The organism is Alkalinema sp. FACHB-956 (genome assembly GCF_014697025.1).
Taxonomy (GTDB): domain Bacteria; phylum Cyanobacteriota; class Cyanobacteriia; order Leptolyngbyales; family Leptolyngbyaceae; genus Alkalinema.
This window is the reverse complement of the sequence record NZ_JACJRC010000019.1, coordinates 47,023-73,415: the sequence shown is the minus strand read 5'-3', so window position 1 is coordinate 73,415 and position 26,393 is coordinate 47,023. Positions and strand designations below refer to the sequence as shown.

Here is a 26,393-nt window from a genome sequence, read left to right as displayed (position 1 = left end):
TGTGATTCGATCGTTACCATCCGATGTGATTAACCTGATTGCCGCTGGGGAAGTGATTGATTCCCTGGCGGCGGTGGTGCGGGAATTGGCGGAAAATGCCATCGATGCGGGGGCGACGCGGATTACGATTACGCTCTGGCCGGAACAATGGCGGGTGCGGGTGGCGGACAATGGGCGGGGTATGGCCTTGGCGGATTTGCAGCAAGCCGCTGCGCCCCACAGTACTAGCAAAATTCACGATCGGGATGACTTAGGCCAGATCCAAACCCTCGGATTTCGGGGGGAGGCGCTCCATAGTTTGGCCCAGTTGTCCCGCTTGGAAATTCTCAGTTGCCCAGCAGAGACGAATCAAGACACCAGTCAAGGTCATCGGGTGCTGTACGATGGGCTGGGGCAGGTGCAGCAGGGGGAGGCGATCGCGATCGCTCCGGGAACGATCGTGACGATCGAGGATTTATTTGGTAATTGGCCCGCTCGTCGTCAAAGTTTACCGATTCTCAGCCAACAGCTCCGCACGATTCAACAAACGATTTATCACATTGCCCTTAGCCATCCGCACATCACTTGGCAAGTGTATCAAGGCGATCGGGAATGGATCACGTTGTGGAGCGGTAAGAATTTTCAAACGATGCTACCGCAAATTCTGCCGCAAATTCGTCCAGAGGATCTGCGCTATACTTGCCAACAGATTACCGAGTTGCCCGAAGATGATAACGCTAGTGATTCTCTGACGGTAGGCGATCGGGACGCTGTAGCGTTGGCTCCTGAGTTGCCGGATTCGTCCCCTAAAGTCATTTCCGTTGAACTGCTACTGGGATTGCCCGATCGTTGCCATCGCCATCGCCCCGACTGGATGAAGGTTGCCATTAATGGAAGGTTTGTCAAATCTCCTGAATTAGAAAATACCTTGTTTGCCAGTCTACGGCGAACGGTTCCCCGCGATCGCTATCCCATTTGCTTAGTGCATCTCCACGTCCCCGCACAGTGGATTGATTGGAACCGTCACCCTGCTAAAGAAGAAATTTATTTACAGCATTTAGAACAGTGTCAGCAATGGGTGAATCAAGCGATCGAACAGGTGTTGAAACTGGATGGTGAAAATACCAGTGCTTCCAGTCGAACTCAAGGCGTGATGAAAGCAGCGGAACTCGCTGGAAATTATGCGGTGAATCGTCGCGTCAATCTAACGGAATCAGGGCCCAATACGCTCAACTTAAAAGCGATTGCGCAAGTGCATAACATGTATATTCTGGCAGAACATGCAACAGGACTCTGGTTGATTGAACAGCATATTGCCCATGAGCGGGTGTTGTTTGAACAATTGTGCGATCGCTGGCAGTTGGTGGATTTGGAACCGCCTGTGATTCTCAAACAGTTAACGATCGGTCAGGTGGAACAACTTCAGCACATTGGAATGATGGTGGAGGAATTTGGGGAAGATCTCTGGGCGGTGCGCCATGCCCCGGCGCTGCTGTCGGAGCGGGATGACCTAGCCGATGCCCTCTGGGAACTGAGTTTGGGTAGTAGCTTAGAAACGGCGCAGGTGGCCACCGCCTGTCGATCGGCGATTCGCAATGGAATGCCGCTAACATTAGTGGAAATGCAAATGCTAATTAATCAGTGGCAACAAACTCGCAATCCCAACACTTGTCCCCACGGTCGTCCCATTTACCTTTCGTTGGAAGAGTCAGCATTATCGCGTTTTTTCCGTCGCCATTGGGTGATTGGTAAAAGTCATGGGTTATAAGTTACATCGCGTTTTGATTTAAGGATCCTTACAAATTTAAATTGCACTATCGAAACCTTGTAAGTCTTATATGACGGGCACAGTATTTAAGAAGTTACTCAAGTTATTTTTATAAGGATCCTAACAATCCCTCGATCGTAGTTATAGGTATCATTATGCAGTCAAGGAAGAAATCTCTGTGGCACATAAAATCAAATATTTTATGTTCTATGACTTGTCTCCAATGGATTGCTTTGGGAGTGACTATTGGTGTTAGTGGCAGCGTCATTTTGATAGTCGATCGCAGCCTAGCTGAATCATCACCATCCCAATCCGTTGCTTGTCCAGCAGGACAAATGACCAAAACAGAATTGTTTTTTGGATTATCTAAACCCAAGGGCGATCGAATTTCATTAATCGACTAGCATCAATTTCTACAAACGACTGGCATCAATTTCTACAAACGACGGTAACCCCCTTGGTTTCGGGAGGGACTGACCGTGGTAGACGGGTTTGGGCAATATCTCGATCGATCGGGCAAGCTGATCCGCGAACCGAGTAAAGTGCTGCTGCTCCTACACGACAATAGCGCCGATAAACAGCAAGCGATCGTAGAAATTACTCAAGCGTATAAGCGTAACTTCCAGCAAGAAGCTGTTTTACGTTTGACCAGTTGTGTCTACCTTGCATTTGATTAAATCCCAGCCATTCACTTCAAGTCAGTGTAACCAGTCCATCCGTTAGCGATCGACTGGCTTCCTTGGGGTACTCTAGCGGGGAATGCCCCAGTGGACTCAAACATATTCTGGGCTAGAAGCGGCTGCCTAGTAATCTGCCCCTAATACTTGGAAAAATCAAATTGCTTAGAAAGGATGATGAATCAAGTTTTACATCGTATTTGGCAACGAATTGAAGATTGCTTACAGGAGAATATCCCCTCGGCCTGGGAGGGCCTAAATCCACCGGCGACTGAGGAAGCGATTATAGCGTTAGAGCAGGCATTAAATATTCGATTGCCTGACGATGTCAGAGATAGCTACTTGCGGCACAATGGCCAAGATAGTCAAGCGCCCTGGATTTTTGCAGGTTGGGAATGGCATTCGATCGAACGCATTCAGGAGGAGTGGACGAGTTGGAATGAAGTCTTAGAGGATGGCGCGATCGATGATATTGAAAATGACGGCGATGGCCAAATCTTTCGCAAGGATTGGTGGCATCCTAAATGGATTCCCTTGACTTCTGATCCGGGTGGCGGTAACCATCAATGCCTGGACTTAGCCCCTGGCCCTCAAGGGACGATGGGTCAGATCATTACTATGTGGCATGATGATGCCGATCGAAGGTTATTGGCTAACAGTTTTACTGATTTTTTGGAACAGTTTGCCAATGGGTTGGAGGCTGGTGAGTATATCTATTCTGAGGAATATAATGCAATTGTGACGTTGGATGAAATTTGAAGTCATGAAACCAGGTCACGTAACAAAGTTAAGATCGATGACTGTACGATCGGTGACTGGTGAAGTTCATCAAGAATTTGTGAGCGTGCCAGTTTGCAAGTAAAAATGCAGATACATTTCATAGATATTTTCTTGAAAAATCACATATTTGAGTTGAATTGGTATAAATCAAGATTTTTTAAATCCTCAGGTGTGTCAATGTCAGAAAGAACTTTTAACTGTTTGATTTTTAACGATAAACTATTTGCATTATTTAACGTTTTAGCTAACACCTCATGGGTACTCCAGTGAATATTTTCAAATAACTTTGAGAATTCAATTCCTGGATTATTGCAAACTCCAATGAGATAATAGCCACCATCCAGAGCAGGGCCAATTACCATATCTGATGTTGATAGATGAGAAAATGCCTCTGATAACAGATCTGGCGTCACCTCAGGGCAATCGGTTCCAATCAGAATCACGGCTGAATAACCCTGAGCAAAACCATCGGAGATCGATCGCGCCATCCGATCGCCCAAATCACCCTCCCCTTGGTGCACATAGGTGTATTCCGTCCCCAACCAATCAGCCATCGCTGGCTGATCGGCCCCCGCAAACCGAATTTCTACATTAATATCCAGCGCCTGCTCCCTTGCCGACCGGCTCTGAAGAAAATCCGCAGCTTGAGCGATCGTGTATTCCGCCAATCGCCGATGTAATTGGGCGGCTCCCTCTGCACCCAGGGCTGGAATCAATCGAGTTTTGACCATTCCCGCTGTCGGATACTTCGTAAACACCACCAAACGGCCCCGCCGACTTTCCAACTGCCATTCCTCCAAACCGGTTGCCCAATGATTGATTACATTCCTGAGCTGGTGATTCCGCTCCTGACTTGATTACACCCCTGACTTGATTACACCACGAAGTTAGCCAGAATAACTGAGTCTGCTCAGCTTTTTCTCTGCCCAATTCTGATATACCTAAAATCGCTTGGGGATTACTAAAGGGAAGCGCGATCGACCTGCATCTCCATGACTTATTCCCTTCGAATCACTGACATGCCCGCCACGGAGCGCCCTCGGGAGCGCTTGATGACCTATGGTTCCCAAACATTGGCGACGGCGGAATTATTGGCGATTTTGCTCGGGACAGGACAAGGGCCAGGGAAACTGTCCGCTGTGGGACTGGGGCATTTAATTTTGCAGGAGCTGAGTCAGCATCAACAGGATCCCCTCAGCGTTCTGCGCCAAGTCAATATCCCAGAACTCACCCAAATCCACGGCGTTGGCCCTGCCAAAGCAACCACCATTCTGGCGGCGATCGAGCTGGGCAAACGGGTTTACCAATCCCGCCCACCGGAGAAAACGTTGATCGATGATCCCGCCGTGGCCGCCGCTGCCCTGAGCCATCAGTTGATGTGGCAGAGTCAAGAACACTTTGCGGTGCTGTTGCTGGATGTGAAAAATCGTTTGCTGGGGACTCAAATTGTGACGATCGGGACGGCGACGGAAACCCTGGCCCACCCTCGGGAAATTTTCCGCGAAGTGATTAAGCAAGGGGCGACACGGCTGATCGTTGCCCATAATCACCCCTCCGGCAGCCTGGAACCCAGTGCAGAAGACATTTCCCTCACCCGACAACTGTTGAAAGCGGCCCAGGTTCTCAGTATTCCCTTACTCGATCACTTAATTTTGGGGAATGGAGATTTCGTTAGTCTACGAGAACAAACGTCACTGTGGAACGAAATCCCCCAGGGTGATTAGCGCAATTGAGCGATCGAATACTGACTCAGCAGTTGTCTTAACGTTAACTGAAACATTACAAGCTCAGTAACCCATCCAATTCATCCACCGCTTCACAACTCGACGACGCAAATGTCGGTGAGGGAAGTAAGCTGGGCGTAGAAGGAACGTAGGCAGGCATCGAAATTTGAGAGGGGGAGTGCGGTGGGTGATAGTTTAGCGGACTAGCGGGCTGAACGTACTGCCCAGACATCTGCGGCTGGCCGTAGGCTGGCTGTTGCCGCCCATACAGGTACTCATCGGCATATTTGCGAAAGACCGCTTCTACCGCAGCACGGGCATTTTTCAAGCCCCATTCCTCCGCAATTTGCTCAGCCTTTTCCAGGACATCGGCACTGAGTCTTAGTTTGTTGTCATGCATAGTTGGGTGTCTCCAGGAAATAAACCACGAACGTTGGCAAATTGGGGTTCCGGCATGACCGCAAACAGTTTAAAGCCCTGCAAGCGATCGGCAATCAAATGGGAACTCCCCCCTGTGATCAAAAACCGTGTAACGCGCGGCATAAACGGCGTATATTGCGATTTCACTGTGCGGAAAATGTTCTTATACCAAGGATCTAAGTATTCCTCTAACCATTCCTTCCAAGATTGTCCGGTATCTGCATAGGCGTGATCATGGCGAAATCCATCCATGATTACACCGGGATCTGCTGTGGTTCCTAAAACATTGGTTAGCCGCTTGTCAAAACTAATCGCCGTGGCCAATTCGTAGGCTCCTCCGCGATCCATAACATTTTCGTCAATCACTTCACCTTCAGCATCAATTAAGCGACTGAGCCAAGTTCCGCCCCCAATATCGATGACGATCGTGTAACCCGTCTCGTGAATGATACCCATGCGTTGGGCACAGCGATAGGAACCTAAGCCTTCCCGTTCGACTTCCACTTTCTCAACCGTGATTTGAAACTGCGTATCATTACGCTTGAACTCATGGATTCCCAAAAGCTGAGACTTAATGGCATCGCGGTGTTTCTCCGGTTCCGGTGTGGAGACAAACAGGTTTAAGGACATCTGGCAAACATCATCCACGATCGCGCCCGGTTCCACACAGGCATAGAGGTGCAGCTTGGCCAAATCTACTTTATTCTCAATCACCGTCTGTTGTTGACGGCGGTATTTGTACGCCTGGGTTCCGAAGTGAAAGCGCAGGCCATTGGGTAACTCGACTAACGGTGAACTATCAGAATAGCGCACGGGATCCCGACCCTTGGGCAGTTGAAAGCGCATTGATCGAATGGCTTTAGGATTGCCCAGGCCATCCCAATATTTCAGTTCGTAATTCCCCGCATCTAGGGCGAGGGTTTTGGTGAGCGTCGGTGCAATAACCGGGGGGGCTTCCTTCTTGGCGCGAGGGGGACGTGTTGAGGTCGCCGTCATGGGATTCTCCTTATCTTGTACTCCAATGGATTTAGGACTCCAGTGGCGGTGGTGTTAAATGGTGTCTCCAGGGTTCTAGGGATCGGGTGTCCCCAGTTGCATTCATCTCGACCCAAATAGTACACTAGTACGTTAGTTGATCCGGCAGAACTTGTCAATACATAAGTACTATTTATCCAGAGTAAGATTGCTCATCACAGCAACTGGGGCTACAACCAGTGCGACAATCCTGACGAGTTGCCATGGAGCCATCCCCCGCCTCCGGTAGAATGGGAAGGGTTTTTCGGGAAATTCGGGGAAAGTTATGGTGGCTGGCTCTGCAATGGAATCATCAACGATCGGTGTGGCCCTCGTGGGCACTGGATTTGGCCAGAAAGTTCATTTGCCCGCCCTGCAAACCCACCACCGCACTCAAGTTGTGGCCGTCTATCATCGGGATCCAGACAAAGCCCAAGCGATCGCCCAAGCACACCAGATTCCCCACGCTTGCACCACGATCGACGAAATCCTGGCGCTTCCTGAGGTGCAGGCTGTCAGCATTTCCACGCCCCCCTTTACGCATTACGACATCGCTAATGCAGCCCTGACAGCGGGAAAACATATCCTGCTGGAAAAACCAACCGCCCTGAATGCGATCGAAGCTCGGGAACTTTACCATTTAGCTGCCGAAAAATCCCTTGCGGCCACAATGAACTTTGAGTTTCGCTACATTCCCACTTGGCAATTTTTTGCGGAATTGATCCAGCAAGGATACATTGGCCAACCCCGCTACATCAAAGTCGATTGGCTCGTGTCCAGCCGCGCTGATGCTTCGCGCCCCTGGAACTGGTACGCCCAAAAGGAGCAAGGGGGTGGAGTTTTGGGCGCGATCGGATCCCATGCCTTTGACTACCTCACTTGGCTCTTCGGTGCGGTGCGGGGTGTCTCCGTTCGCCTCAGTACCTCGATTCTGGAACGGCCCGATCCCGCTACGGGCACCCTCAAACCCGTCACCGCCGACGACACCAGTAACATTACCCTCGAACTGATGGACGGGACGCCCATTCAAGTCTGTCTCAGTTCCGTCACGATGCAGGGGCGGGGACATTTCCTAGAGGTCTATGGCGATCGCGGCACCCTGGTGGTGGGTAGCAGCAACCAGAAGGATTACGTCCACGGGTTCCAGGTCTGGGGCGGTCAGGGCGGTCAACCCCTGGCAGAACTGCCCGTGCCCGATCGCTTGGCCTTTCCCCGCGTGTTTGACGATGGCCGCATTGCCCCGATCGTGCGCGTTGTTAACGAATGGGTCAACAGTATCGATCAGCAAACCGCGATCGCGCCCTCCCTGCGAGAAGGGGTCTACTCTCAACTCATCATGGACTGCTGCCACCAATCCAACGAAATGCATCAGTGGGTGGAAGTGCCAGAGCTCGATCCGTTTCTAAATGATGAGATCTAGGGTCTAATCATCAGGATCTGATCAATTGTGGTTTCTGATTCCCAGATCCACCAGAACCAAGATTTTTGCGAGCTGATGAAATCACTTGGAAAGAGTCCGTTCAGGGGCGATCGGATACGTTAGACTAGTGCTTTGGCAGTCGTACAGTCAAAATTGCAGACAATTATTATGGATTTTTGGAACCTCCAAAACTGGAACGCCATTCTCGATTGGGGCGATCGGGGAACCCGAACTACTGTGGGACGTTAACGAGTCCCCAATCTCTAGCGTTTTTCCCCATCCCTAGGCCATCCCTTGGCCTTCCGTATTTGGAGTCACACCATGTCCGAAGACAAAATTCATCTCCCCAAAACCAGCGAGTCAGAAGACCTCAAAAAAATCCGCCACACCACGTCCCATGTCATGGCGATGGCCGTGCAAAAGCTCTTTCCCAAAGCCCAAGTGACGATCGGGCCTTGGATTGAGAACGGCTTTTACTACGACTTTGATAGCCCGGAACCCTTTACTGATAAGGATCTCAAGGCAATCAAAAAAGAGATGATTAAAATCATCAACAAAAAACTGCCTGTGATTCGCGAAGAGGTCAGTCGGGAAGAAGCTGAACAACGCATCAAAGCCCTCGGCGAGCCCTACAAACTGGAAATTCTGGCAGATATTAAAACTGAGCCCATTACGCTTTATCACCTCGGCGATCAGTGGTGGGATCTCTGTGCGGGGCCGCACGTGGACAATACCAGCGAGTTGGATCCCAAGGCGATCGAACTGGAAAGCGTCGCTGGAGCCTACTGGCGCGGGGATGAAACCAAAGCCCAACTGCAACGGATCTACGGCACCGCTTGGCAATCCGCAGAGCAATTGGACGAGTACAAACGCCGCAAGGAAGAAGCCCAAAAGCGGGATCACCGGAAATTGGGGAAAGAATTGGGATTGTTTATCTTTGCCGATCCCGTTGGCCCCGGTCTGCCCCTGTGGACGCCGAAGGGCACCCTGCTGCGATCGATTTTGGAAGACTACCTCAAACAGGAACAAACCAAGCGCGGCTATCTTCCCGTCGTCACGCCCCACATTGCCCGTGTTGATCTGTTTAAAATTTCGGGACATTGGCAGAAATACAAAGAAGACATGTTCCCGATGATGGCGGACAATGAAGAAGAGAAGGACAAAGAAATCGGTTTTGTGATGAAGCCGATGAACTGTCCCTTCCACATTCAGATCTACAAGAGTGAATTGCGCTCCTATCGTGAACTGCCCATGCGGTTAGCGGAATTTGGCACGGTCTACCGCTACGAGCAATCGGGCGAACTAGGCGGTCTGACTCGGGTACGGGGCTTCACTGTTGATGATTCCCACCTTTTTGTGACACCGGAGCAGCTCAGCGATGAGTTCATGAATGTGGTGGACTTGATTTTGAGTGTGTTCAAGAGCTTGCAACTCAAGAATTTCAAAGCCCGTCTCAGCTTCCGCGATCCGGAAAATCCAGGCAAATACATCGGTTCCGATGACGCTTGGGAAAAAGCCCAGGGAGCTATTCGGAATGCTGTGGAAAAATTGGGGATGGAGCATTTTGAAGGGATTGGTGAAGCAGCCTTCTATGGCCCTAAACTGGACTTCATTTTCCAGGATGCCCTGGAGCGGGAGTGGCAGTTAGGGACTGTGCAGGTGGACTACAACTTGCCGGAGCGGTTTGATTTGGAATACGTGGCGGAAGATGGGACGCGCAAACGACCTGTGATGCTGCACCGGGCTCCCTTTGGTTCCCTGGAACGGTTGATTGGCATTCTGATCGAGGAGTATGCAGGGGATTTCCCCACCTGGTTAGCGCCAGTGCAAATTCGTCTGCTGCCCGTAGGGGATGATTTTGTCCCCTTTGCCAAGGAAACGGTGGCGAAGATGCAGATGCTGGGTATCCGGGCGGAGGTGGATCTCAGTGGCGATCGCCTGGGCAAACTCATCCGCAATGCCGAGAAGGAGAAAATTCCGGTCATGGCGGTGGTGGGAGCTAAGGAAGTGGAATCCAACGCCTTGAGCATCCGCACCCGTGCCGCTGGGGAATTGGGATCCATTCCAGTGGCTGAAGTCTGCGATCGTCTACAGGCCGCCAACGCAGACCATGGCAATTTTTAACCATGGCAATTTTTAAGGGCAACTTTGAGGACTGAGTAAGGGGGCTACCATGCGAGTCATTGGGTTGATCAGTGGAACATCGGTTGATGGCATTGATGCAGCATTGGTCAACTTGTCCGGCCAACAGGATGACCTGCAAGCGGAACTGCTATCCTTTGCCACCTATCCCTATCCAGTGGATCTGCGCGATCGCATCCTGGCAGTATGCGCTGGGTCACCCCTATCCATGGCCGAACTGGCGGAACTGGACGATGCGATCGCCACCTGTTTTGCCGAAGCAGCGATCGCCATCAACCAGGATCACCCACCGGCCCAACTGATTGGCTCCCATGGTCAAACGGTGTTCCATCGTCCTCCCACCCCCGATCGCCTCGGTTACAGCTTGCAACTGGGGCGGGGTGAAGTGATTGCCCACAAAACGGGAGTGCCGACGGTCAGCAACTTTCGGGCGGCGGATATTGCGGTGGGGGGCCAAGGTGCGCCGGTGGTGCCCCCCGTGGATGCCGCATTGCTGACCCATCCCACCCGCGATCGAGCGGTGCAAAACCTCGGGGGGATCGGGAACGTCACCTATTTGCCCTCGGTGCAGTCCAAGGTGCAGCATCCCAACCTGAAACTCCAGGGCTGGGATACGGGGCCTGCGAACGTGCTGATCGACCTAGCGGTGACGCAGTTATCTCAAGGTCAACAAACCTACGATCGCAACGGATCCTGGGCCGCCCAGGGAACGCCTTGCCAGGAATTGGTCGATCGCTGGCTGACCCAACCGTTTTTCTGCGAACCGCCGCCCAAATCGACAGGTCGAGAACTGTTTGGCCCCGAGTATTTCCAGCAGTGTTGGGCCGATGCCCAGTTAGCCCACCTATCCGATGCCGACTTTTTGGCCAGTCTGACGGAGCTGACTGCCGCCTCGATCGCCCTCAATTACCGGACATTCCTGCCCAGCGTTCCCCAGGAAGTTTTACTCTGTGGAGGGGGGAGCCGGAATACTTACCTGAAGGCTCGTATTCAAGTACACCTACCGGAGAGTCAGGTCATGACCACCGATGACGTGGGCCTGAATGGAGATGCCAAGGAAGCGATCGCCTTTGCGGTGTTAGCCTACTGGCATGTTCTGAAGCTTCCTGGTAATCTTCCGGAGGTGACGGGAGCCAAGTACCCTGTGCTTTTAGGGGAAATTCACCAAGTTACTGAGAAAATTTGCGTGATAGCATAGGTTCCCATTGGGAGATCAATTCATCCTTATAGCAAATTTGTCATTGTGAACCACACATTTCTTATGGAGCCTGGGGTCTGGCTGTTGCAGGGTAGCTGGACAGAGCGGAATAGCCTCCCCATTACAGTTAAAGGAAAGGTTCTTGTCAGTTGGAGCCGGGATGAGTGGTTCAACATGGTGATGAGACTGATCTTTGTGGATAGCGATCGCGAACCCATCGATTTTCAGTATCGAGGCCGCTTTGACATGGGCGATCGGCGCTATACCTTCGTCCTGCAACATAGCGATATGGGTCACGTCGAAGGCGAAGGTTGGCTGGCTCCAGAATCGATCGTGCAGCATTACCGGGCGATCGGCGACAAGCAACGACGCAGTGGCTTTGAAACGATGTATCGGTTTGGGGACACCCAGTACTATATGTCCAGCGGTATTCTGTCGGGCCATTACATGACCAGCTCCATGGAAGCTGTCCTAGAACGCCAAGTCAGCTAGTCCCTGATTCAGTCACCCACCGACCCATCCACCCACCGACCCATCTATTCAGTTGGAATTTTATTTGTACACTGTTCCCTAGGGAGACGATCGGGGCGCAAAGCGTGGCAAGGTGACTTGAATTGTTGTGCCAACGTTGACCTGGCTGTGAATTTGAATCTGGCCTCGGTGAATGTCTACGGATTGCTTGACGATCGCCAACCCCAAACCATTCCCTGAAACGGATCCAACGTTGGTTGCTCGGTGAAACGGCTCAAATAACCGACCTTGATCTTCTAGCGGAATGCCAATGCCTTCGTCTTGGATGCGCAAGATAATCTGGCTGGTCGTCCAACCCAGGTTAACAGACACTGGTTGATTGGCAGGGGAATACTTCAGTGCATTGGATAGCAGGTTATTCAGGATTTGACTGAAGAGTCGCTCATCCATATAGGCAGGGAGCGTGGCAGCATCGGGGGTGACCATAAATCGTAGGGGATGCTGATGGCGATCGTTCAATTGGGTTTCTTCGATCAGGGCTTGGCAGAAACTGCGGAGTTCCAATTCGATCGGATCAAATTTCAATTTTTTGGCTTCCGCTCGCTCAATAATCAAAATGTCATTGAGCAAATGATTCATGTTAAGCGCAGCATTTTGAATTCGGTTAATGTGTTCCAGTTGTTTTTTGGGCGACCCATCAGCGGCATAGTATTCCAGCAAATCCGCCGACGAGAGAATGGTGCTTAAGGGCGTGCGAAATTCGTGGGAGGTGGTGGATACAAAGCGAGATTTCAATTCGCTGAGTTCCCGTTCCTTCACGAGGGCGATCTTCATGTCCGCCTCAGCCCGTTTTCGTTCAGTAATATCCCGTTGGATCCCGACCCAGTAGTGGTAACGCCCGGTTTGATCCGCCACGGGGAAAATGCTTAACTCTACCCAAATTTCCGATCCATCTTTGCGATAGTTGATCACTTCCACCAGCACAGACTTCCACTGGTGCAATGCCGATCGAATATGTTCCAGCGTGTGCAGATCCGTTTTCGGGCCTTGGAGAATGCGGGGTGTTTTGCCAATCACATCTTCCGGTTCGTAACCCATCATGCGGGTAAAGGCCCGATTGACGTAGATGATGTGGGGGCCGGGGAGTTGTACAGGTTCTGCTTCTGTGATCACCACCGCATCGTTCGCGTTGACAATTACCGACTCCAACAGACGCAGCCAGCTTTCCTGTTTCTGACGATCGGTAATGTCTTCAGCAATTCCTGCCACGCGATAGACTTTACCCGCTGCATTGCGGACGGGAAAGGCCCGAGTTAGCAAGTCTCGCTCCGTGCCATCGGGCCGCAGGATCCGACAAACCACCTCCGTGATTTGACCTCGACGGGATTGCTTACTGGCCTGTAGGACTGCCGCCCGATCGGGTAATGCCACATGGTCTAACCAATCATGCCACTGTTTGCGATAGCACGCTTGACTCGTTTCCCCCAGGACTGACTCACAGGTGGGACTGATGTAAATCAGCCGCTTGTCTTCAATGGAGTACATCCAAAATAATTGTTGAATGTTTTCTGCCAGTTGGCGGAACCGTTCTTCGCTTTCTCGCAAACCGGCTTCGGCTTGGTTGCGGGCTTGCACGGTTTTTGCCATCTCTGTCATATTGCGGAAATAGACAGATAATCCTAGCTCGGAAGGATAAACCTGTACCGTATAGCAGCGATCGTCGATTGCATACTCAACACCATACTGGGGGATTCCCGTCTCCATGGCCCGCCGCAAACAAGCGCCCACCGGCGTTTGATCCATGGCAGGACAGACTGTCCAAAGGACTTGCCCAACCACTAGCGAAGCTGGCTGCCCCAAAATCCCCAGGGCTGCTGGGTTGAGATAGGTCAGCTGCCACTGCCGATCGAGGGTCACCACGCCATCCGTAATACTCTGCAAAAAGTGAGTAATTTGACCCTGCGGGAGTTCAGGAAGGATATTTGAGGTCTGAGGCGAGGGAGCCCCTAAGGGCCGTCGTTGCATCCTCTGGGTGAGTCGATCGGTCGAAGTCTGGGTATTCTGGACATTCTGGGTATTCTGAACAGTGATTAGCCTACCTACCCATTGAATTTCTGCGATCGTGCCTAAGGGGTCTCGAATGCCTTGGATTCTCCAATGCCAAGTCTGCGGTGATAAGCCGCTCTGAGGGGGCAACCCTGAATGTTGCAATGGCTGGTGCAGGTCAGTGAGGGCCATTGATTGCTCGTCGGTGACGGCCTCGCCATGCATCGGATCAGGCTGAATCGGATCAAGCTGAATCGGATCAGTCCATTCTGTTTCTACAATCCAACATTGAGGCCCCAGCTGGGCTAGGATGGCTTGAAACCGCTCGGCTAAGGTCGGTTTGTTGGCTTGCTGTAATAGCAGTGGTAGGTTGTGGCCGATGACCGCTTCTGGGGCAACCTGTAGGAAAGTCCCTAAAGCAGGGTTGACAAAGGTTAGAGTCCCATCTGGCAGACAACACCCGACCAAGTCAGGACTGTTATGGACGAAAGCTTGGTAGCGCGCTGCATCCACCTGTGATGTATTCTGCAATGGCGTATTGGATGGGGAAACAAGCCTAACCTCATCTTGCATCATAGGGAGAGCAACAATTTCATCAAAAGGCTGACTGGTAAGGTGCAAAAGCTAGGGTGCGAAAGCTAGAGTGCAACAACAAGGGTGCGGATATCGTGGAACCAGAGTCACCACACTTAGAAGGATACAAGTAGGAAGGATACAGCTAGGCCAAGCTAGCCGATCGAGCCACTTCACCTAGGGATTACTTCACCTAAGAATTACTTCACCTAGGGATTAATTGTTCCAACTGGTCTACCTTAGAGAACCATGCCTCTTTTGACAGTATCGAGACTATCAAAGATAGAACCTGGCAAAGATAGAACCTGGCTCTATTGTGCAGGGTTTATGGGTTTGCCACAATGGTGCAGGGTAAACTGACGTAAAAAGTTGTCCATCCTTGGTTGCTCTGGACTGAAATTTCTCCCTGGGCCTGTTTAACCAGTGATTGCACTAAGGCCAATCCTAGTCCAGAGCCTTTAGGGGCATAGTCATTGTGGGGGCTATGAAGACCCACGGTGGCAGGTGCAGCCCGGTAGAAGCGATCGAAAATCCTAGTCAGATCGGCGGTTGGAATTTCCGCAGAGTTCCGCAACGTGATGCGCAGGGTGGTCGGTTTGGTTGCGGGAATCTCCAGTGTCAGCCGGATAGCTCCTCCTGGGGGGGTATATTTGCAGGCATTGTGTAGCAGTTCTACCAGGACCCGATGGAGTGTAATCTCACTCACTTCAATGCGATCGATGGAGGTTGATAGCTCGAAGGTGAGAGATTGTTGATTGACTTGGGCTTGGACTTCAAACGCGGCAATTCTTTGTTCAACCCAGGGCTGTAAGTCCAGAATCGTGGTCGAGGAATCTGTTTCGGCAGTGCTGGAAACATACTGATCTAGCAACTGTTCAATCAAACGATCGCCCTGTTCACAGGCCAACTGCGCCACGCTGAGATACTGCCGCCAGCGATCGGGAATCATTTCCATCATGCGCAGCGCCATGCGAATCGTGGTGAGAGGTGCACGCAGGTCATGACTAATGGCGCTAACCCATTCCTGGGGGGCTGAAGCAGCCATATCGGTGTTTTCGCAGCTAGCAGATTCACCGGACGCGGATTCAACCAGTGAAGATTGGCTACAAGCTTGGTGCTTTTTCAGTCGTGCGGTGATGGTTTCCAATAGCTCAACGCGCCGAAAGGGTTTGGTGAGGTAGTCGTCTGCGCCGAGATTCATCCCATGACGCACGTCGGAATGATCGGTCTTAGCGCTCAGAAAAACAAAAGGGATGGCAGCGGTGGAGGGATCGCGACGAATTTCCTGTAAAACGGCATACCCATCGCCATTCCCCATTTTGATATCACACAGAACTAAGTCTGGGTGGTATTGGCGAATCATTTGTAGTCCTGTCGCACCATTATTGGCATCGATCGATTCAAATCCCCCGGAGTCGAGAATCTCTACGATATTCGATCGCACATCTTCTTCGTCTTCAATTACTACAATCCGCATAATGATTCCAAACCTATGATTCCAGACCTTGTGACGTTGCTCCCTCTCATTGCTGGCGATCCTAAGTAGCTTCTAGCACTCTAGTGATTAGCTTGCTGCCCATCCGGGATAGGGTTGCAAGGAGAGTGATGTTAGGATCCTCAACGATCGTAATTTCCCGACCACCTATTCATCAATATCTTTCTAATTACCCCCTACAAGCAACGCTAAAATTGTGGAGGCACAACTTAAGGTCTCGCAGATATTTATATCTTTGCAACAAATAAACATAGTTATGCATTTCTTAGGTTATGACATATTTTTAGACAGGCTAACTAAAATGGAAGGATTGAATCAAGACAGTCGTTGCATCTCAATAAGAATTCTAGGAATATTGAATGGAATAAACTTTAAGGGCTTGGCGTTAAATGCTACGCCATGGTTTTCTCGAGTATTACCTTATTCAAGTATTACCTTGTCAACCATTAGCTCCTTAACTATTAGCTTGTTAACCACTATATAAATGGCTGCCCAAATCACCTAGCAATTCTTTTGAGTTAACCTTTCATTCAATACTCATTAAATTATAAATGGAAATAGAAGTTAACTTGTAGGGAAAGCACTAAGATTCTTCGGCTCATTGTAAGAAATGTGTAAGGTCTAATCCACTTTTGGTCGCTGCAAATATTACATAGAATACATTTTTTGAGAGTAAATTCGTTTATCTAATCCATTGTGGATTCATGTATGGTTTATCGATATTAGTGGAGTTAGTGGATGAAGTTTGGCTAGGGAGTACTCTAGTGGATGAAATGATATTGAGGAAACAGTAGGATTAGGGATTGTTCGATCGTGGGGAGCGAGGACTCGATCGTGAAGGTCTGGTACAGGGCAAACTGGGGATTGCATCAATCTCTTCTGAATGAAGTTGACAACTTAACAGTTTCTTTAAGGTTGGTAAAAGTGGGAGTAACCATAGGGTTTGTGTCAAATCTTTGGGTACGTCCTTTTTTCTGTGTTAATCCAATGGTAATTCAGGGGAAACTGTGTCTATTCTAGAAGGTAAGTTTCTAAGGGTAAGTTTCTTAAGGTCAGCTTCTTAAGGTAAGTTTCTACAAATAAGTTCCTAAGGATCAGCAAGGATTAGTGGCCTAAGCGTGGTTTGAGGCGTTCAGCCTAGGGAATTTCTTGGGTTTAGGTCAAGGGGGGCACCTAGCACTTAGCAGGCTGGGCTGAAAGCCTAATTTTCTCTGTTTCGGAAAAAGTGAAAGTAACTGTGTTTTGTCAAGATTTGAGAATTCGCCCATTAAGATTATGGCTTTGAGATTAGCAAACGATTCGGATTGCATATTTTTTCAGTTTTGGCTGGACGATCGCGCGTATGACGGCGTTAACTGTCAAGGGGAAATTTTTGTCCAGCTACAAGTCTTTTCAAGTCAAAGAAAAGACCAAGCCTATGAATTAGGTAGCGAATTGTCAGATCAAGAGTACTCAGTTGTAATTGTTAAAACAAAAGACAACTATATTGTCGGGACCGCTGTGCAAGGGCAAGACTGGCGGCAACAGACAAGTATTCAAAAATTGTTACAAAATTCATAAGATGGGCTAATTTCCTAGGAAAGTCCTCGCCCTTGTCAGGGAATATTGGCTTGTCAGGAAATTATTGAACTGGCTCGCTGGAACTGACGGTCGAAACTAGGGTCTGACCTGGATACTGGCTGACCTGAATCACTGGCTGACCTAGATCATTTGATGGAGATAAACATGCAAACCTATGACGTGGTGGTGTGTGGTGCTGGGCCTGCGGGGGCCATGGCCGCAGCGGAAGCGGCCCGATCGGGTCTCAAGGTGGCTCTGCTGGAAAAACAAGTCTTACCGCGTCACAAAACCTGTGGGGGCGGAATGCCGATGACGATCCAACAGTTTCTGTGGGATCTGGCACCGGAAGCGTTTGTGGAATCAAATGTGACCCATATGCGCCACACCTGGGAGTTTGATGATCCCTACCTGGGGGCTATCAATCCAGAAGGCGTTTCCCACCAACTATCGCTCTGGATGGTGCAACGATCGATTTTTGACCAGGCTTTGGCGCAACGGGCTGTGCGGGCTGGGGCGGAGCTGCGCGATGGCTTGGCGGTACGATCGCTGATTCCAGAGGCCGATGGCGTCGTGGTTCGAGCCCAGGGGATTAAAACGGGGGCGGAATTTACAGCCAAGGCCCGCTATGTGATTGGAGCCGATGGAGCCAATGGCGTTGTGGTCAAAGCCACCCAACTGCGCCAAAAACGATCGATCGCGATCGCCCTAGAGGTCGAGCATCCCCACACGTGGGGCACTGGTCATGCCGATCTGCGGCCTGAGGTGGTGCATTTGGAATATGGGGCGGTGAAACAGGGCTATGCCTGGATTTTTCCGAAGGGAGATCACCTCAATGTAGGGGCGGGGTTATTTCGACCGGGTAAGCTGGATCCTCGCAAAGACCCCACAGTCCGGGCAGAATTGCAGCAGACGATTTGTGACTATCTAACCACGATGGGGGTTGCCTACGATCGATCCCAATTGCGCTTCCACGGTCATCCGTTGCCCACTTGGTCAGGCAAGGAGCCACTGCATGAAGGCCGGATTCTCTTGGTGGGCGATGCCGCAGGTTTGGTGAATCCCCTCTTTGGGGATGGCATTTTGCACGCGGTCAAAAGTGGACATATTGCGGGTCAATGTTTGGCCGAAGATGCGGCACAAGCGTATACCCAGCGCATCCATCGAGAATTTGCGGGGAATTTTGATGCGGCCTTGGCCTTGGCTAAGGTCTTTTATCAATGGCCAGGAATTTGCTATAAGTATGGCGTGAAATATGAACGCAGTACGCGCCTTGCAACGCAACTGCTCTGTGATGATCTGCACTTCACAGAAATGACAGAACGGGCTATGAACCGTCTGAAGCGATCGGTGGGCAATCACTTTTTCCCAGCTTGGAATGAGTCCTAAAACCAATGCCCCTGTCAATTGGCAGGGGCACCTTCAGGGAACAATTGTCACTCAACTTTAGAATAACCTCGGAAGAATGGCGTTAGATAACGCCCTAGGCCACAAGTTGGAATGGAGAATTCATGTAAGTTGGAATGGATACGGAGTAGTTTTCCAAAATGCTGGGTGCAATGTCTAGGGTGGAAATCTTAGTCCGCTGGGCATTGCTGGGGGATGCCTTTTGGGGATCGTAGTTGAACAGGATTCCTTCAGGAATATGATCGCCGGTGAGGTAAACGCCATCTTCGTGGGGGACGCTGGCTAATCCCATCTCTACAAAGGAGCGTGCCTGACCTTCTACATGAATCACTTCCGGGCCACTGTAGTTTTGGAAATACTTGAAGCAGAATTCAAAGAAGCCTTCTTCTAATTCCTGGGCAAAGGGTTGGCCGTTGATCTCTAAGGTTCCAATCTTTTGCCGCAGACAATCTTGTTTATCAGGGTTCACCATCACGTTAAAAATGGGAGCCATTGCGGGTCGTTCTTCGTAGTCCCCGGCGGCAATGCCAAGCTGCCCCATGAAGCGCTCAAAGTTCACAATGCCCACGCAGGAGGAAACATGTTCTGCTTTGAAAGCCGCTTGTCCCATGCTGGAAACGACCAATAGAACGTATTCGGGATTACGATCGACGAAGGCAATTAAGCGTCCCAGCAGTTCATCGGCTTTTTGCATCGCAAAGTCAATTTCACCACGAAATTGATTGACCCATTCGTCCTTAAGGTTGAAGACCTTATAGTCGTCGGGAAAGGCTGCAGCCCAGTAACGGTGCATGTTTGCAGCTACGTGGTTGGTGAAAAAGGTGGCGAAGTCTGGCTTGGTCTTCTGCAATTGCTTCATGAAAATATCGAAGCTGAGCAGGGTTTGGTAGGTGCGACGGCGGGTTTTGACGGTGGGATCTTGCCGTTCGGCTAGCAGTTGTTGCCCAATTTGCCCGATCGTGGTGGAGGTCAGGCCCAGTTGGGGTAATGCAGGGAGTAACTTGAGGGCACCGGATACATCAATTTTTTTCGAGACGTTGCGGGCCGATGCGCGGGACATGGCTAGGTTAAACGACTGGAACGCTTCGAGGGGTTGGGGATGGGCGGTGCTTTCAGCCGCGAAGACATCGGGCAGATAAAAAGCGTAGTCTTGAATTTTGTCAGTTACAGGGAAGGTGAAGAAGGAACCGCATACCCCCACTTTGACGCCCTGGGATGCGAGGATTTGCCACAGGGGGGGATAGGCTTGGTTGACTTCATCCAATTCTTGCCCAAAGTTGGTTAAGCCATGCAGATCGTTGTTGACGCCACGGTGCACTGTGGGCCAAGTTTTGGTTGGTGAAAGTTCTCCGGAGTCGGCTGCGTAGGTCTTATATTGCTGGGACTTACCCAACATTTTTGCCAAATGGGATTGGGGATGGGTTTGGCAAAAATGATCGACCAGTTTGTAGGGGACTTCATTCAACTCAAACAGAACGATTTTGCGGCCTGACATGGTAATTCAATCTCTTCTAAACAGTCACAATATGCTGACAAATTGCTCGACTAGGCTGGCTATTGAGCTAGTTGAGCGGGGAAATTTTATCGATCGCGTATCTTGTTGCCGATCTTACCGAACGGTTCTTAAAAGATCGGGTGAAATTGCTGAAGCTTCATGGGATCTACACGCAACGCCCTGGATTTGACATAGTTGTCATAAAATTTTAAACCTCCGGTTTTTGGGACGTGGCGGAGGGGGGTGGGTGACTGGGAGTGGGGCGATAGATGGGGCGATCGAGGATTTTCTACGATGCAAATTTTAAGACGATTTTTCCGCCAACAGAGGAAGCTTTATATTTATTGACGCTAGATAGTTGACTAGCGCTAGGTTTGTCCGTAGGCTTGTTTCTCATAGCAGTTTCTGTGGGACATCCCTGGGTTAACTTGACGGTTGACGATCGGGCATGGAACATGGAGCGGCTAGATTCCCAAAAATTTAGCGCGCTACTCAGGGTTGTTGGAACCAAGCCTGAGCAGCTATTCCCCCAAGCTGCGTGCACAGCGAGGAGGCTTGCATTGGATTTTAACATTCGATCGAGCCACCCTTGTTTGTGATGTCAAACGGGGGTGGCTCTAAGTTTTTGGGCTTCTTTCCAACCTCTCCCTCTCCCAAGTTGGGAGAGGGTACTTGCCTGCATCGTTCCTTTTCCTGTGGAAAAAGGGGGGAATGCGGGTGGGGAGTCACTACAACTAGGAGAAGCTCAAAATGGCTCAAGATTCTGGCAACGATCGCGATTTCTCGATCGAACGGTTTCGACCCTACATTCGGTTACAGCTTTTTGGCACAAAGGAAACGGTGCAGGCATTTATTGACCAATTACATGCGATCGGGATGATCGATCGGATTTACTGGGGCCGTCCCACGCCGGTTCCGGGCACCGAAGGCGAATGGGTGAGCATCCTGAATCGCCGTTGGTAACCGCTCAAGTATCCGCCAGTGTGGGTGTTCCGCAGGTTGGCCAGTCATTACCCGATCGGCGGAACGCTTGGGGCTAGAACATCCCATGAAGTTGGTGATTGAAAATGGTAGAAATCAGCTGAAAATGCTAGAAATCAGCCAGTTAGTCGAGAGGCTGGGAGGTATAAAACATGGGGAGGCTTTGAGAGATCGATCGGTTGAGGATTATTCAAGCTGACACGCCAACTGGTCAGCTGATTCACGAGAGAGGTATTGTCTGGATAGTAACGCTGCACAAAATCAATAAAATCGTCAATTGTGCAAGGTTTATTGGTTCCACCCATGTAGTCCTGATGAAACTGATCATGAACGTCACAGGAAATAGTAATCAAGTTTGCATGGTTACTCGCGATCGCAGGATAAGCATTCCGAGAATACAAGTGATGAACAGCTAATTTCAGACCATTAATTTTATCTTGCTTCGTCTTGGTCACTTGACAGGTTTTCTTATCCCGCTTTTCTCGAACGTATCTCATCGCTCTTTCTATTTCGTTTTCACGATTTTTGATGGTATCAACAATGTCGTTCACCTGTGGCTGAATTGTATTACCAACTTCTTCACACCATTCTCGACGATTTTTCTGTGTCAAGCTTTTGCCGAAGACTTGAGAAATTTTGTAGATCCCACCTAAAGAAAAATAGATCCCTGATCCATCTGCAAAATCTTCATAATCTTGCCCTTGAATCAGAGGAGATTGCATTTGTTGAGCCTTGTCGAGCATTCGAGTCAATGTCTGGGAGTTAGTACCCAAAATGGAAACTAAGTCAGCACGGGAAATCCAAAAATGGCTTCTGCGTTTGACGAGAGAAGAACAATTATCCAGAATTTTTTTATTGATAAATGCCCTGCGAACTTTGCGTTTAGTATGCAAAACCAGTTCCTTAATCCTTGCCCAAAATCCTGGTTTTTGCCGAGCTTCTAAGCACCGTGCGATCGTGTAAGCTCCTGATGCAGTATATTCCCGTTTACCAGTTGCTTGTATGACAATTCGATAATCCTTGCCTTCCTTTAACTCCCATTCGTCATCAGGATCGGAATCAATAAATTCCTCAAGTGCAATCAAGTCTTGACTACTGAACTTAGGTGAGATCTCTTGAAGCGCTTTGAGGAGTTCTTGAGCGGTAATATAAACTTCTGCCATGTCTAGAAAGTCTCCGTGAGGCTCTTATAGAAAATAGTGAGTCTATCGAAAATCTTGGCATCCCCCGTTTCCCGATTATCAGGATGGTAAATTCTGCTGAGATCTCGATATGCAGATTTGATTTGTTCCGTAGTGGCTGTTTGGGGATTTAAACCAAAGGCTTGCCAGGGCATGTCATAGTTGAAAATATTGATTCCGTTGATGCACCCATAACCCTGTTCATTCACTTCATGGGGGAGCACACCAATGAGTTTCCGATATAAGATTTCCCAGCCTGCAATTTTAGAGAGATCCAGTTTACCTAAACTACTGGTTGCCAGTTGAAAAGACCCTGATTTTCGGAGTTCCGTTAAATTAGTGACACTGAACTGGTTGAAAATAGCCTGCTTAAGCTCTGTCATTTTTAACGGCTTTGGTCGCTTGTCGATCTTGCGATAGTTGGCAATGACAAACTGTGCAAAACTTTCTAGCTCAGATTGGCTAATGCCGTGCATTTCTGAGAGACGAGCAATCTCATTCTGGATCAAGCTATTGAGAGATTTCTCGGTTTTGCTAGGTGCTTTTTTCTTGCGAGACTGGGTAGCAGTAGCCATGGTTCAATCCTTATGAGTGCGTTAATGCGTGAGGATTGTCTTTTCTCACCTAATAATGTTCAAGGTAGCTTATTGTCAACCAAGCAAATAAGAAGAGTTCGTAAAAATTCTGTAATATTTTTGTCTAAATCTCACACCCTGTTGCCATCTAGGGTGCATGGAATTTCCAGTTCTTTCCCTAGTTAGCCTTACCCTAGACTGAAGACTTTATGGCTTATGAGTATGGATAGGAGACTGTTTTCGCCGCAGCCATTTTTGTAACTCGATCGCCCAAAAGACCAAACTACTCATCCCTAAACAAAACACCAGCTCAGAGATCGATAATGCCGTCGTTTGGAACAACGTTTGCAACAGTGGAACATACAAGATCGCCAAATGAAACCCCAGCGTCAACACGATCGCGCCCAGCAACGGTTTATTGGACAATAAGCCAATTTGAAATAGCGAATACCGCTCCGATCGCACCGCCAACGCAATCACCGTTTCCGAAAACGTCAGAATCGTAAATAACATCGTTTGCCAATGGCTAAGTCGATCGCCCTGCCAGTAAACATAGCCCGTCCCCAAACTCGCCAGCCCCGTCAGCAACCCAATCCAGACAATATCCCACCCCATCCCCCGGCTAAAAATTGGCCCATGGGACTGATGCGGGGGACGCTGCATTGTATCCCGCTCCGCCGGCTCCACGCTCAGCGCCAAGGCTGGCAACCCATCCGACATCAAATTAATCCAAAGAATTTGGATCGGTAGCAGTGGCAACGGCATACCCAAAAACGGCGCAAGAAACATCACCCAAATCTCACCGGAATTGCCACTCAGCAAATACTTAATCGACTTGCGAATATTGTCATAAATCACCCGACCTTCCTGCACCGCCGCCACGATCGTCGCAAAATGATCATCCAGCAGCACCATATCCGCCGCTTCCTTGGCCACATCCGTTCCCGATTTTCCCATGGCCACCCCAATGTCTGCCTTCCGCAGCGCTGGGGCATCATTAATCCCATCCCCCGTCATCGCAACAATGTGTTGACGTTGCTGGAACGCCTGCACAATTTTCAGCTTTTGCTCCGGGGACACCCGCGCATACACCGCGATCGACTCCACTTTCTCCATCAACTCCGCCAGCGAGAGCTGATTCAGGTCATGGCCCGTCAGATAGCGATCGTTATCTGCAATACCTAATTCCCGCGCCAAATGCAAGGCCGTCAACGGATGATCCCCCGTAATCATCACAGGCCGAATGCCCGCCCTCTGACAATCCTGTACCGCCTGCTTGACTTCCGGACGCGCTGGGTCACGCAGCCCCACCCAGCCCACCAAAACCAGGTTCTGCTCCACGGTTTGCGCATCACGGACATCCGGTCGATCGTTCCACAGGCGAAACGCCACCCCCAACACCCGTGCGCCCGTTTGCGCCAGCTCCTGCTGCGCCTTCAACACCCGATCGCGCCAGGTTGCATCGAATACCTGAATGTGATCCTTCACCCAAATATGACTCGTTACATCCAGCAACTGAGTCACCGCTCCCTTGGTAAAGGCAATATAAGGAGTACCCTTAAAATCATCACTAAAGGAATTACCATCGCCATTCCACTTATGAATAGTTGTCATGCAACGGCGATCGGCCTCAAATCCAATTTCAGCAATACGGGGATATTGCATATCTAAATCAGATTTGGATAAACCAGCAAGACTCGCGGCAATGACTAAAGCAACCTCAGTCGGATCGCCCAAAGGATTTGCTTCATTCTGCACAACGGATTCCTGACCCATCGGCACGATCGCATCATTGCAAAGGGCGGCACCGAGTAATAGGAATTGCAAACTAGGCGCTAAAGGAGACTCTGAAGCGAAAGGGGATTCTGAAGCTGATGGCAACGAAACCCGTTGTTCTGCAACTTCCAGCGTCGTTACCGTCATCCGATTTTCCGTTAGCGTTCCCGTTTTATCCGAACAGATGACCGTCACAGACCCTAACGTTTCCACTGCGGGCAGTCTGCGGATGAGGGCCTGCTGTTTCAGCATTCGCTGGGATCCCAAGGCTAGGGAAATCGTCACGATCGCGGGTAACCCCTCTGGAATTAACCCCACGGCTACACTCACCGCCGTGAGGAACATTAACGGTAGGGATTCTCCTCGCAAAACGCCCAACGCAAAAATAATTGCAACGAGTGCCAAAATCGCGAGTACCAACTTCTGGCTCAGTTGATCCAAGCGTTGTTGCAAAGGAGTAGCTTCCCAGCCCACCCGCTGCATCAGATTTGCCACATTCCCCAGTTCCGTCTGCATCCCCGTGGCGGTAATCACAGCCTTGCCCCGGCCAGCGGTCACCGTCGTCCCCATATAGACCATATTGGGATAAAACGCAGACTCCGCCAGAATCGCCTCATCCGTGAGGGCGGGACTGGATTTTTCCACGGGAGCCGATTCCCCGGTCAAAGCCGCTTCCTGGACTTGCAGATGCGCCGTTTCCAGAAGACGGCCATCGGCAGGGATCCGATTTCCGGCTTCCAGATGCACGATATCCCCCGGCACCAAGTCCCGAGCAGAAATATCCATCCAGGTGCCTGCCCGATAGACGCGCACACTGGGAACGGCGAGTTGCTTAAGGGCGACTAATGCCTTTTCTGCACGATATTCCTGGCTCCAACCGAGGAGGACTGTCAGCGCCACGATCGCTACGATCGCGATCGCATCTTTAGAATCCCCCAGGGCGATCGCTGCCAGTGCCGCCAACAACAGGACAACGATCGTGGAAGCGGTGAGTTGTTCCCAGAGGATCAGCCAGGGACTTTTGCTGCGGTGGTCTGCGAGTTCGTTGCTGCCCCACTGTTCTCGCCGACGGTTTACGGCTTCACGGCTTAACCCCTTGGTGGCATCCGTGTCCAGTTGCTGCAAAACGTCAATGGTATCTAATTGGTACCAGTGGCCCAAAGTGTTTGTCCTGTTGTAACTGACCTGCGGGGATTCCTGTTATCCAGCATACCGTTTTTAGGAAGTAGCCTGAACTCAGGAGCATGGCCCAAACTCGCCCAAAGGTGAGATCACGGTCTGGGGCGATCGGCAGCAACAATTCTTAACAAACCTGGGTTTGAGTTATGCCGATAGAGAGGACTGCTGAGGCATCCAGTCAAGCGATCTCTGATGCATCAAATTCTGACGAAGCGGATTGTGGCTCTGATTGATGTCGGGAGAGCTGCCTAAGGTTGGAAAATCCCGTTGCAGTATGAAAACTTCCTGCCAGCAATGCCGACAAAACCAGTAAGATTGACGATCGCGAATATGGAGGAGTACTGGATTTGTACAACAAGGACAATAGTTCATAGCAAACTCACTTTTAAAAATAAATTCAACCGTTCATTAAAGGCAAGCTATTAAATTTTCAACAAGACAGGGATAGCTGAAGAGATTACTACAGCATTTTTCCCTACAGAGGTGACAACCGTCTCTCAATCCCCTACTGGGTTAAGCAGGCTTCAACCATAGA

The 26,393-nt window shown here is 50.2% G+C and carries 19 protein-coding genes and 1 pseudogene; 11 read left to right on the top strand and 9 right to left on the bottom strand.

Annotation, left to right across the window (positions count from 1 at the left end; genetic code table 11):
* Nucleotide 1: 1 nt before the first annotated feature.
* The 3 genes and pseudogenes from mutL (at nucleotide 2) to H6G21_RS18225 (ending at nucleotide 3,183) form a co-directional block, all read left to right on the top strand.
* Nucleotides 2-1,747, top strand: coding sequence for a DNA mismatch repair endonuclease MutL (mutL, locus tag H6G21_RS18235; protein ID WP_190574835.1), 1,746 nt, complete (start codon nucleotides 2-4; stop codon nucleotides 1,745-1,747).
* A gap of 467 nt (nucleotides 1,748-2,214) precedes the next feature.
* Nucleotides 2,215-2,424, top strand: a pseudogene (locus H6G21_RS18230) (DUF3574 domain-containing protein); the annotation flags it as partial.
* Nucleotides 2,425-2,598: 174 nt separating this feature from the next.
* Nucleotides 2,599-3,183 (top strand): SMI1/KNR4 family protein, encoded by a 585-nt coding sequence (locus H6G21_RS18225; RefSeq protein WP_190574833.1) that lies wholly within the window; start codon nucleotides 2,599-2,601, stop codon nucleotides 3,181-3,183.
* 140 nt (nucleotides 3,184-3,323) lie between these two features.
* On the opposite strand, the gene H6G21_RS18220 is transcribed toward H6G21_RS18225, so the two are convergent.
* Nucleotides 3,324-3,989 (bottom strand): TIGR04282 family arsenosugar biosynthesis glycosyltransferase, encoded by a 666-nt coding sequence (locus H6G21_RS18220; RefSeq protein WP_242041914.1) that lies wholly within the window; start codon nucleotides 3,987-3,989, stop codon nucleotides 3,324-3,326.
* Nucleotides 3,990-4,196: 207 nt separating this feature from the next.
* Here H6G21_RS18220 and radC point away from each other — a divergent pair, with 207 nt between their 5' ends.
* Nucleotides 4,197-4,928, top strand: coding sequence for a DNA repair protein RadC (gene radC, locus H6G21_RS18215; protein WP_190574832.1), 732 nt, complete (start codon nucleotides 4,197-4,199; stop codon nucleotides 4,926-4,928).
* A 55-nt stretch (nucleotides 4,929-4,983) separates the two neighbouring features.
* Here the strand turns inward: radC and H6G21_RS18210 are convergent, their stop codons facing one another.
* Complete coding sequence (locus H6G21_RS18210) at nucleotides 4,984-5,328, bottom strand: hypothetical protein (RefSeq protein ID WP_190574880.1); 345 nt, start codon at nucleotides 5,326-5,328, stop codon at nucleotides 4,984-4,986.
* Nucleotides 5,310-6,344 (bottom strand): ParM/StbA family protein, encoded by a 1,035-nt coding sequence (locus tag H6G21_RS18205; RefSeq protein ID WP_190574831.1) that lies wholly within the window; start codon nucleotides 6,342-6,344, stop codon nucleotides 5,310-5,312. The genes H6G21_RS18210 and H6G21_RS18205 overlap by 19 nt, the downstream gene beginning before the upstream one ends.
* A gap of 304 nt (nucleotides 6,345-6,648) precedes the next feature.
* Here H6G21_RS18205 and H6G21_RS18200 point away from each other — a divergent pair, with 304 nt between their 5' ends.
* From H6G21_RS18200 to H6G21_RS18185, 4 genes are all read left to right on the top strand, one after another.
* Nucleotides 6,649-7,782, top strand: coding sequence for a Gfo/Idh/MocA family oxidoreductase (locus H6G21_RS18200; RefSeq protein WP_242041913.1), 1,134 nt, complete (start codon nucleotides 6,649-6,651; stop codon nucleotides 7,780-7,782).
* Nucleotides 7,783-8,103: 321 nt separating this feature from the next.
* A complete protein-coding gene (gene thrS / locus H6G21_RS18195; protein ID WP_190574830.1) occupies nucleotides 8,104-9,906 on the top strand; it encodes a threonine--tRNA ligase in 1,803 nt (600 codons plus the stop codon).
* A 49-nt stretch (nucleotides 9,907-9,955) separates the two neighbouring features.
* Nucleotides 9,956-11,122: an anhydro-N-acetylmuramic acid kinase gene (locus tag H6G21_RS18190; RefSeq protein WP_190574829.1), complete on the top strand. Its 1,167-nt coding sequence runs from the start codon at nucleotides 9,956-9,958 to the stop codon at nucleotides 11,120-11,122.
* Nucleotides 11,123-11,167: 45 nt separating this feature from the next.
* Complete coding sequence (locus H6G21_RS18185; protein WP_190574828.1) at nucleotides 11,168-11,614, top strand: hypothetical protein; 447 nt, start codon at nucleotides 11,168-11,170, stop codon at nucleotides 11,612-11,614.
* 78 nt (nucleotides 11,615-11,692) lie between these two features.
* Here the strand turns inward: H6G21_RS18185 and H6G21_RS18180 are convergent, their stop codons facing one another.
* Nucleotides 11,693-14,215, bottom strand: coding sequence for a PAS domain S-box protein (locus H6G21_RS18180; protein ID WP_190574827.1), 2,523 nt, complete (start codon nucleotides 14,213-14,215; stop codon nucleotides 11,693-11,695).
* Nucleotides 14,216-14,537: 322 nt separating this feature from the next.
* Entirely contained in the window at nucleotides 14,538-15,689 is a 1,152-nt protein-coding gene (locus tag H6G21_RS18175) for a response regulator (protein WP_190574826.1), read from the bottom strand.
* A 1,293-nt stretch (nucleotides 15,690-16,982) separates the two neighbouring features.
* On the opposite strand from H6G21_RS18175, the gene H6G21_RS18170 reads away from it, so the two are divergent.
* Entirely contained in the window at nucleotides 16,983-17,267 is a 285-nt protein-coding gene (locus H6G21_RS18170) for a hypothetical protein (protein WP_190574825.1), read from the top strand.
* 165 nt (nucleotides 17,268-17,432) lie between these two features.
* On the top strand, nucleotides 17,433-18,653 hold the full coding sequence (locus H6G21_RS18165; RefSeq protein ID WP_190574824.1) for a geranylgeranyl reductase family protein: 1,221 nt from the start codon (nucleotides 17,433-17,435) through the stop codon (nucleotides 18,651-18,653).
* Nucleotides 18,654-18,747: 94 nt separating this feature from the next.
* On the opposite strand, the gene H6G21_RS18160 is transcribed toward H6G21_RS18165, so the two are convergent.
* Nucleotides 18,748-20,166, bottom strand: a complete 1,419-nt coding sequence (locus H6G21_RS18160; protein WP_190574823.1) for a hypothetical protein — start codon at nucleotides 20,164-20,166, stop codon at nucleotides 18,748-18,750.
* Between the two features lie 750 nt (nucleotides 20,167-20,916).
* On the opposite strand from H6G21_RS18160, the gene H6G21_RS18155 reads away from it, so the two are divergent.
* A complete protein-coding gene (locus tag H6G21_RS18155) occupies nucleotides 20,917-21,129 on the top strand; it encodes a hypothetical protein (RefSeq protein WP_190574822.1) in 213 nt (70 codons plus the stop codon).
* 134 nt (nucleotides 21,130-21,263) lie between these two features.
* Here the strand turns inward: H6G21_RS18155 and H6G21_RS18150 are convergent, their stop codons facing one another.
* The 3 genes from H6G21_RS18150 to H6G21_RS18140 all read right to left on the bottom strand — a co-directional run bounded on the left by H6G21_RS18150 (nucleotide 21,264) and on the right by H6G21_RS18140 (nucleotide 25,840).
* Nucleotides 21,264-22,310, bottom strand: coding sequence for a hypothetical protein (locus H6G21_RS18150; protein WP_190574821.1), 1,047 nt, complete (start codon nucleotides 22,308-22,310; stop codon nucleotides 21,264-21,266).
* Between the two features lie 2 nt (nucleotides 22,311-22,312).
* Nucleotides 22,313-22,903 (bottom strand): DnaJ domain-containing protein, encoded by a 591-nt coding sequence (locus H6G21_RS18145; RefSeq protein ID WP_190574820.1) that lies wholly within the window; start codon nucleotides 22,901-22,903, stop codon nucleotides 22,313-22,315.
* A gap of 207 nt (nucleotides 22,904-23,110) precedes the next feature.
* A complete protein-coding gene (locus tag H6G21_RS18140) occupies nucleotides 23,111-25,840 on the bottom strand; it encodes a cation-translocating P-type ATPase (protein WP_190574819.1) in 2,730 nt (909 codons plus the stop codon).
* Nucleotides 25,841-26,393 lie beyond the last annotated feature (553 nt).

What these genes read in the sequence shown, in the direction of transcription:
- H6G21_RS18200 (WP_242041913.1), top strand. Translation starts at nt 6,649, where the DNA reads ATGGTGGCTGGCTCTGCAATGGAATCATCAACGATCGGTGTGGCCCTC.
- H6G21_RS18160 (WP_190574823.1), bottom strand. Translation starts at nt 20,166, where the DNA reads ATGTCAGGCCGCAAAATCGTTCTGTTTGAGTTGAATGAAGTCCCCTAC.
- H6G21_RS18175 (WP_190574826.1), bottom strand. Translation starts at nt 15,689, where the DNA reads ATGCGGATTGTAGTAATTGAAGACGAAGAAGATGTGCGATCGAATATC.
- H6G21_RS18205 (WP_190574831.1), bottom strand. Translation starts at nt 6,344, where the DNA reads ATGACGGCGACCTCAACACGTCCCCCTCGCGCCAAGAAGGAAGCCCCC.
- H6G21_RS18180 (WP_190574827.1), bottom strand. Translation starts at nt 14,215, where the DNA reads ATGATGCAAGATGAGGTTAGGCTTGTTTCCCCATCCAATACGCCATTG.
- H6G21_RS18150 (WP_190574821.1), bottom strand. Translation starts at nt 22,310, where the DNA reads ATGGCAGAAGTTTATATTACCGCTCAAGAACTCCTCAAAGCGCTTCAA.
- thrS (WP_190574830.1), top strand. Translation starts at nt 8,104, where the DNA reads ATGTCCGAAGACAAAATTCATCTCCCCAAAACCAGCGAGTCAGAAGAC.
- H6G21_RS18225 (WP_190574833.1), top strand. Translation starts at nt 2,599, where the DNA reads ATGATGAATCAAGTTTTACATCGTATTTGGCAACGAATTGAAGATTGC.
- H6G21_RS18145 (WP_190574820.1), bottom strand. Translation starts at nt 22,903, where the DNA reads ATGGCTACTGCTACCCAGTCTCGCAAGAAAAAAGCACCTAGCAAAACC.
- H6G21_RS18155 (WP_190574822.1), top strand. Translation starts at nt 20,917, where the DNA reads ATGGCTCAAGATTCTGGCAACGATCGCGATTTCTCGATCGAACGGTTT.
- H6G21_RS18210 (WP_190574880.1), bottom strand. Translation starts at nt 5,328, where the DNA reads ATGCATGACAACAAACTAAGACTCAGTGCCGATGTCCTGGAAAAGGCT.
- H6G21_RS18190 (WP_190574829.1), top strand. Translation starts at nt 9,956, where the DNA reads ATGCGAGTCATTGGGTTGATCAGTGGAACATCGGTTGATGGCATTGAT.
- radC (WP_190574832.1), top strand. Translation starts at nt 4,197, where the DNA reads ATGACTTATTCCCTTCGAATCACTGACATGCCCGCCACGGAGCGCCCT.
- H6G21_RS18170 (WP_190574825.1), top strand. Translation starts at nt 16,983, where the DNA reads ATGGCTTTGAGATTAGCAAACGATTCGGATTGCATATTTTTTCAGTTT.
- H6G21_RS18165 (WP_190574824.1), top strand. Translation starts at nt 17,433, where the DNA reads ATGCAAACCTATGACGTGGTGGTGTGTGGTGCTGGGCCTGCGGGGGCC.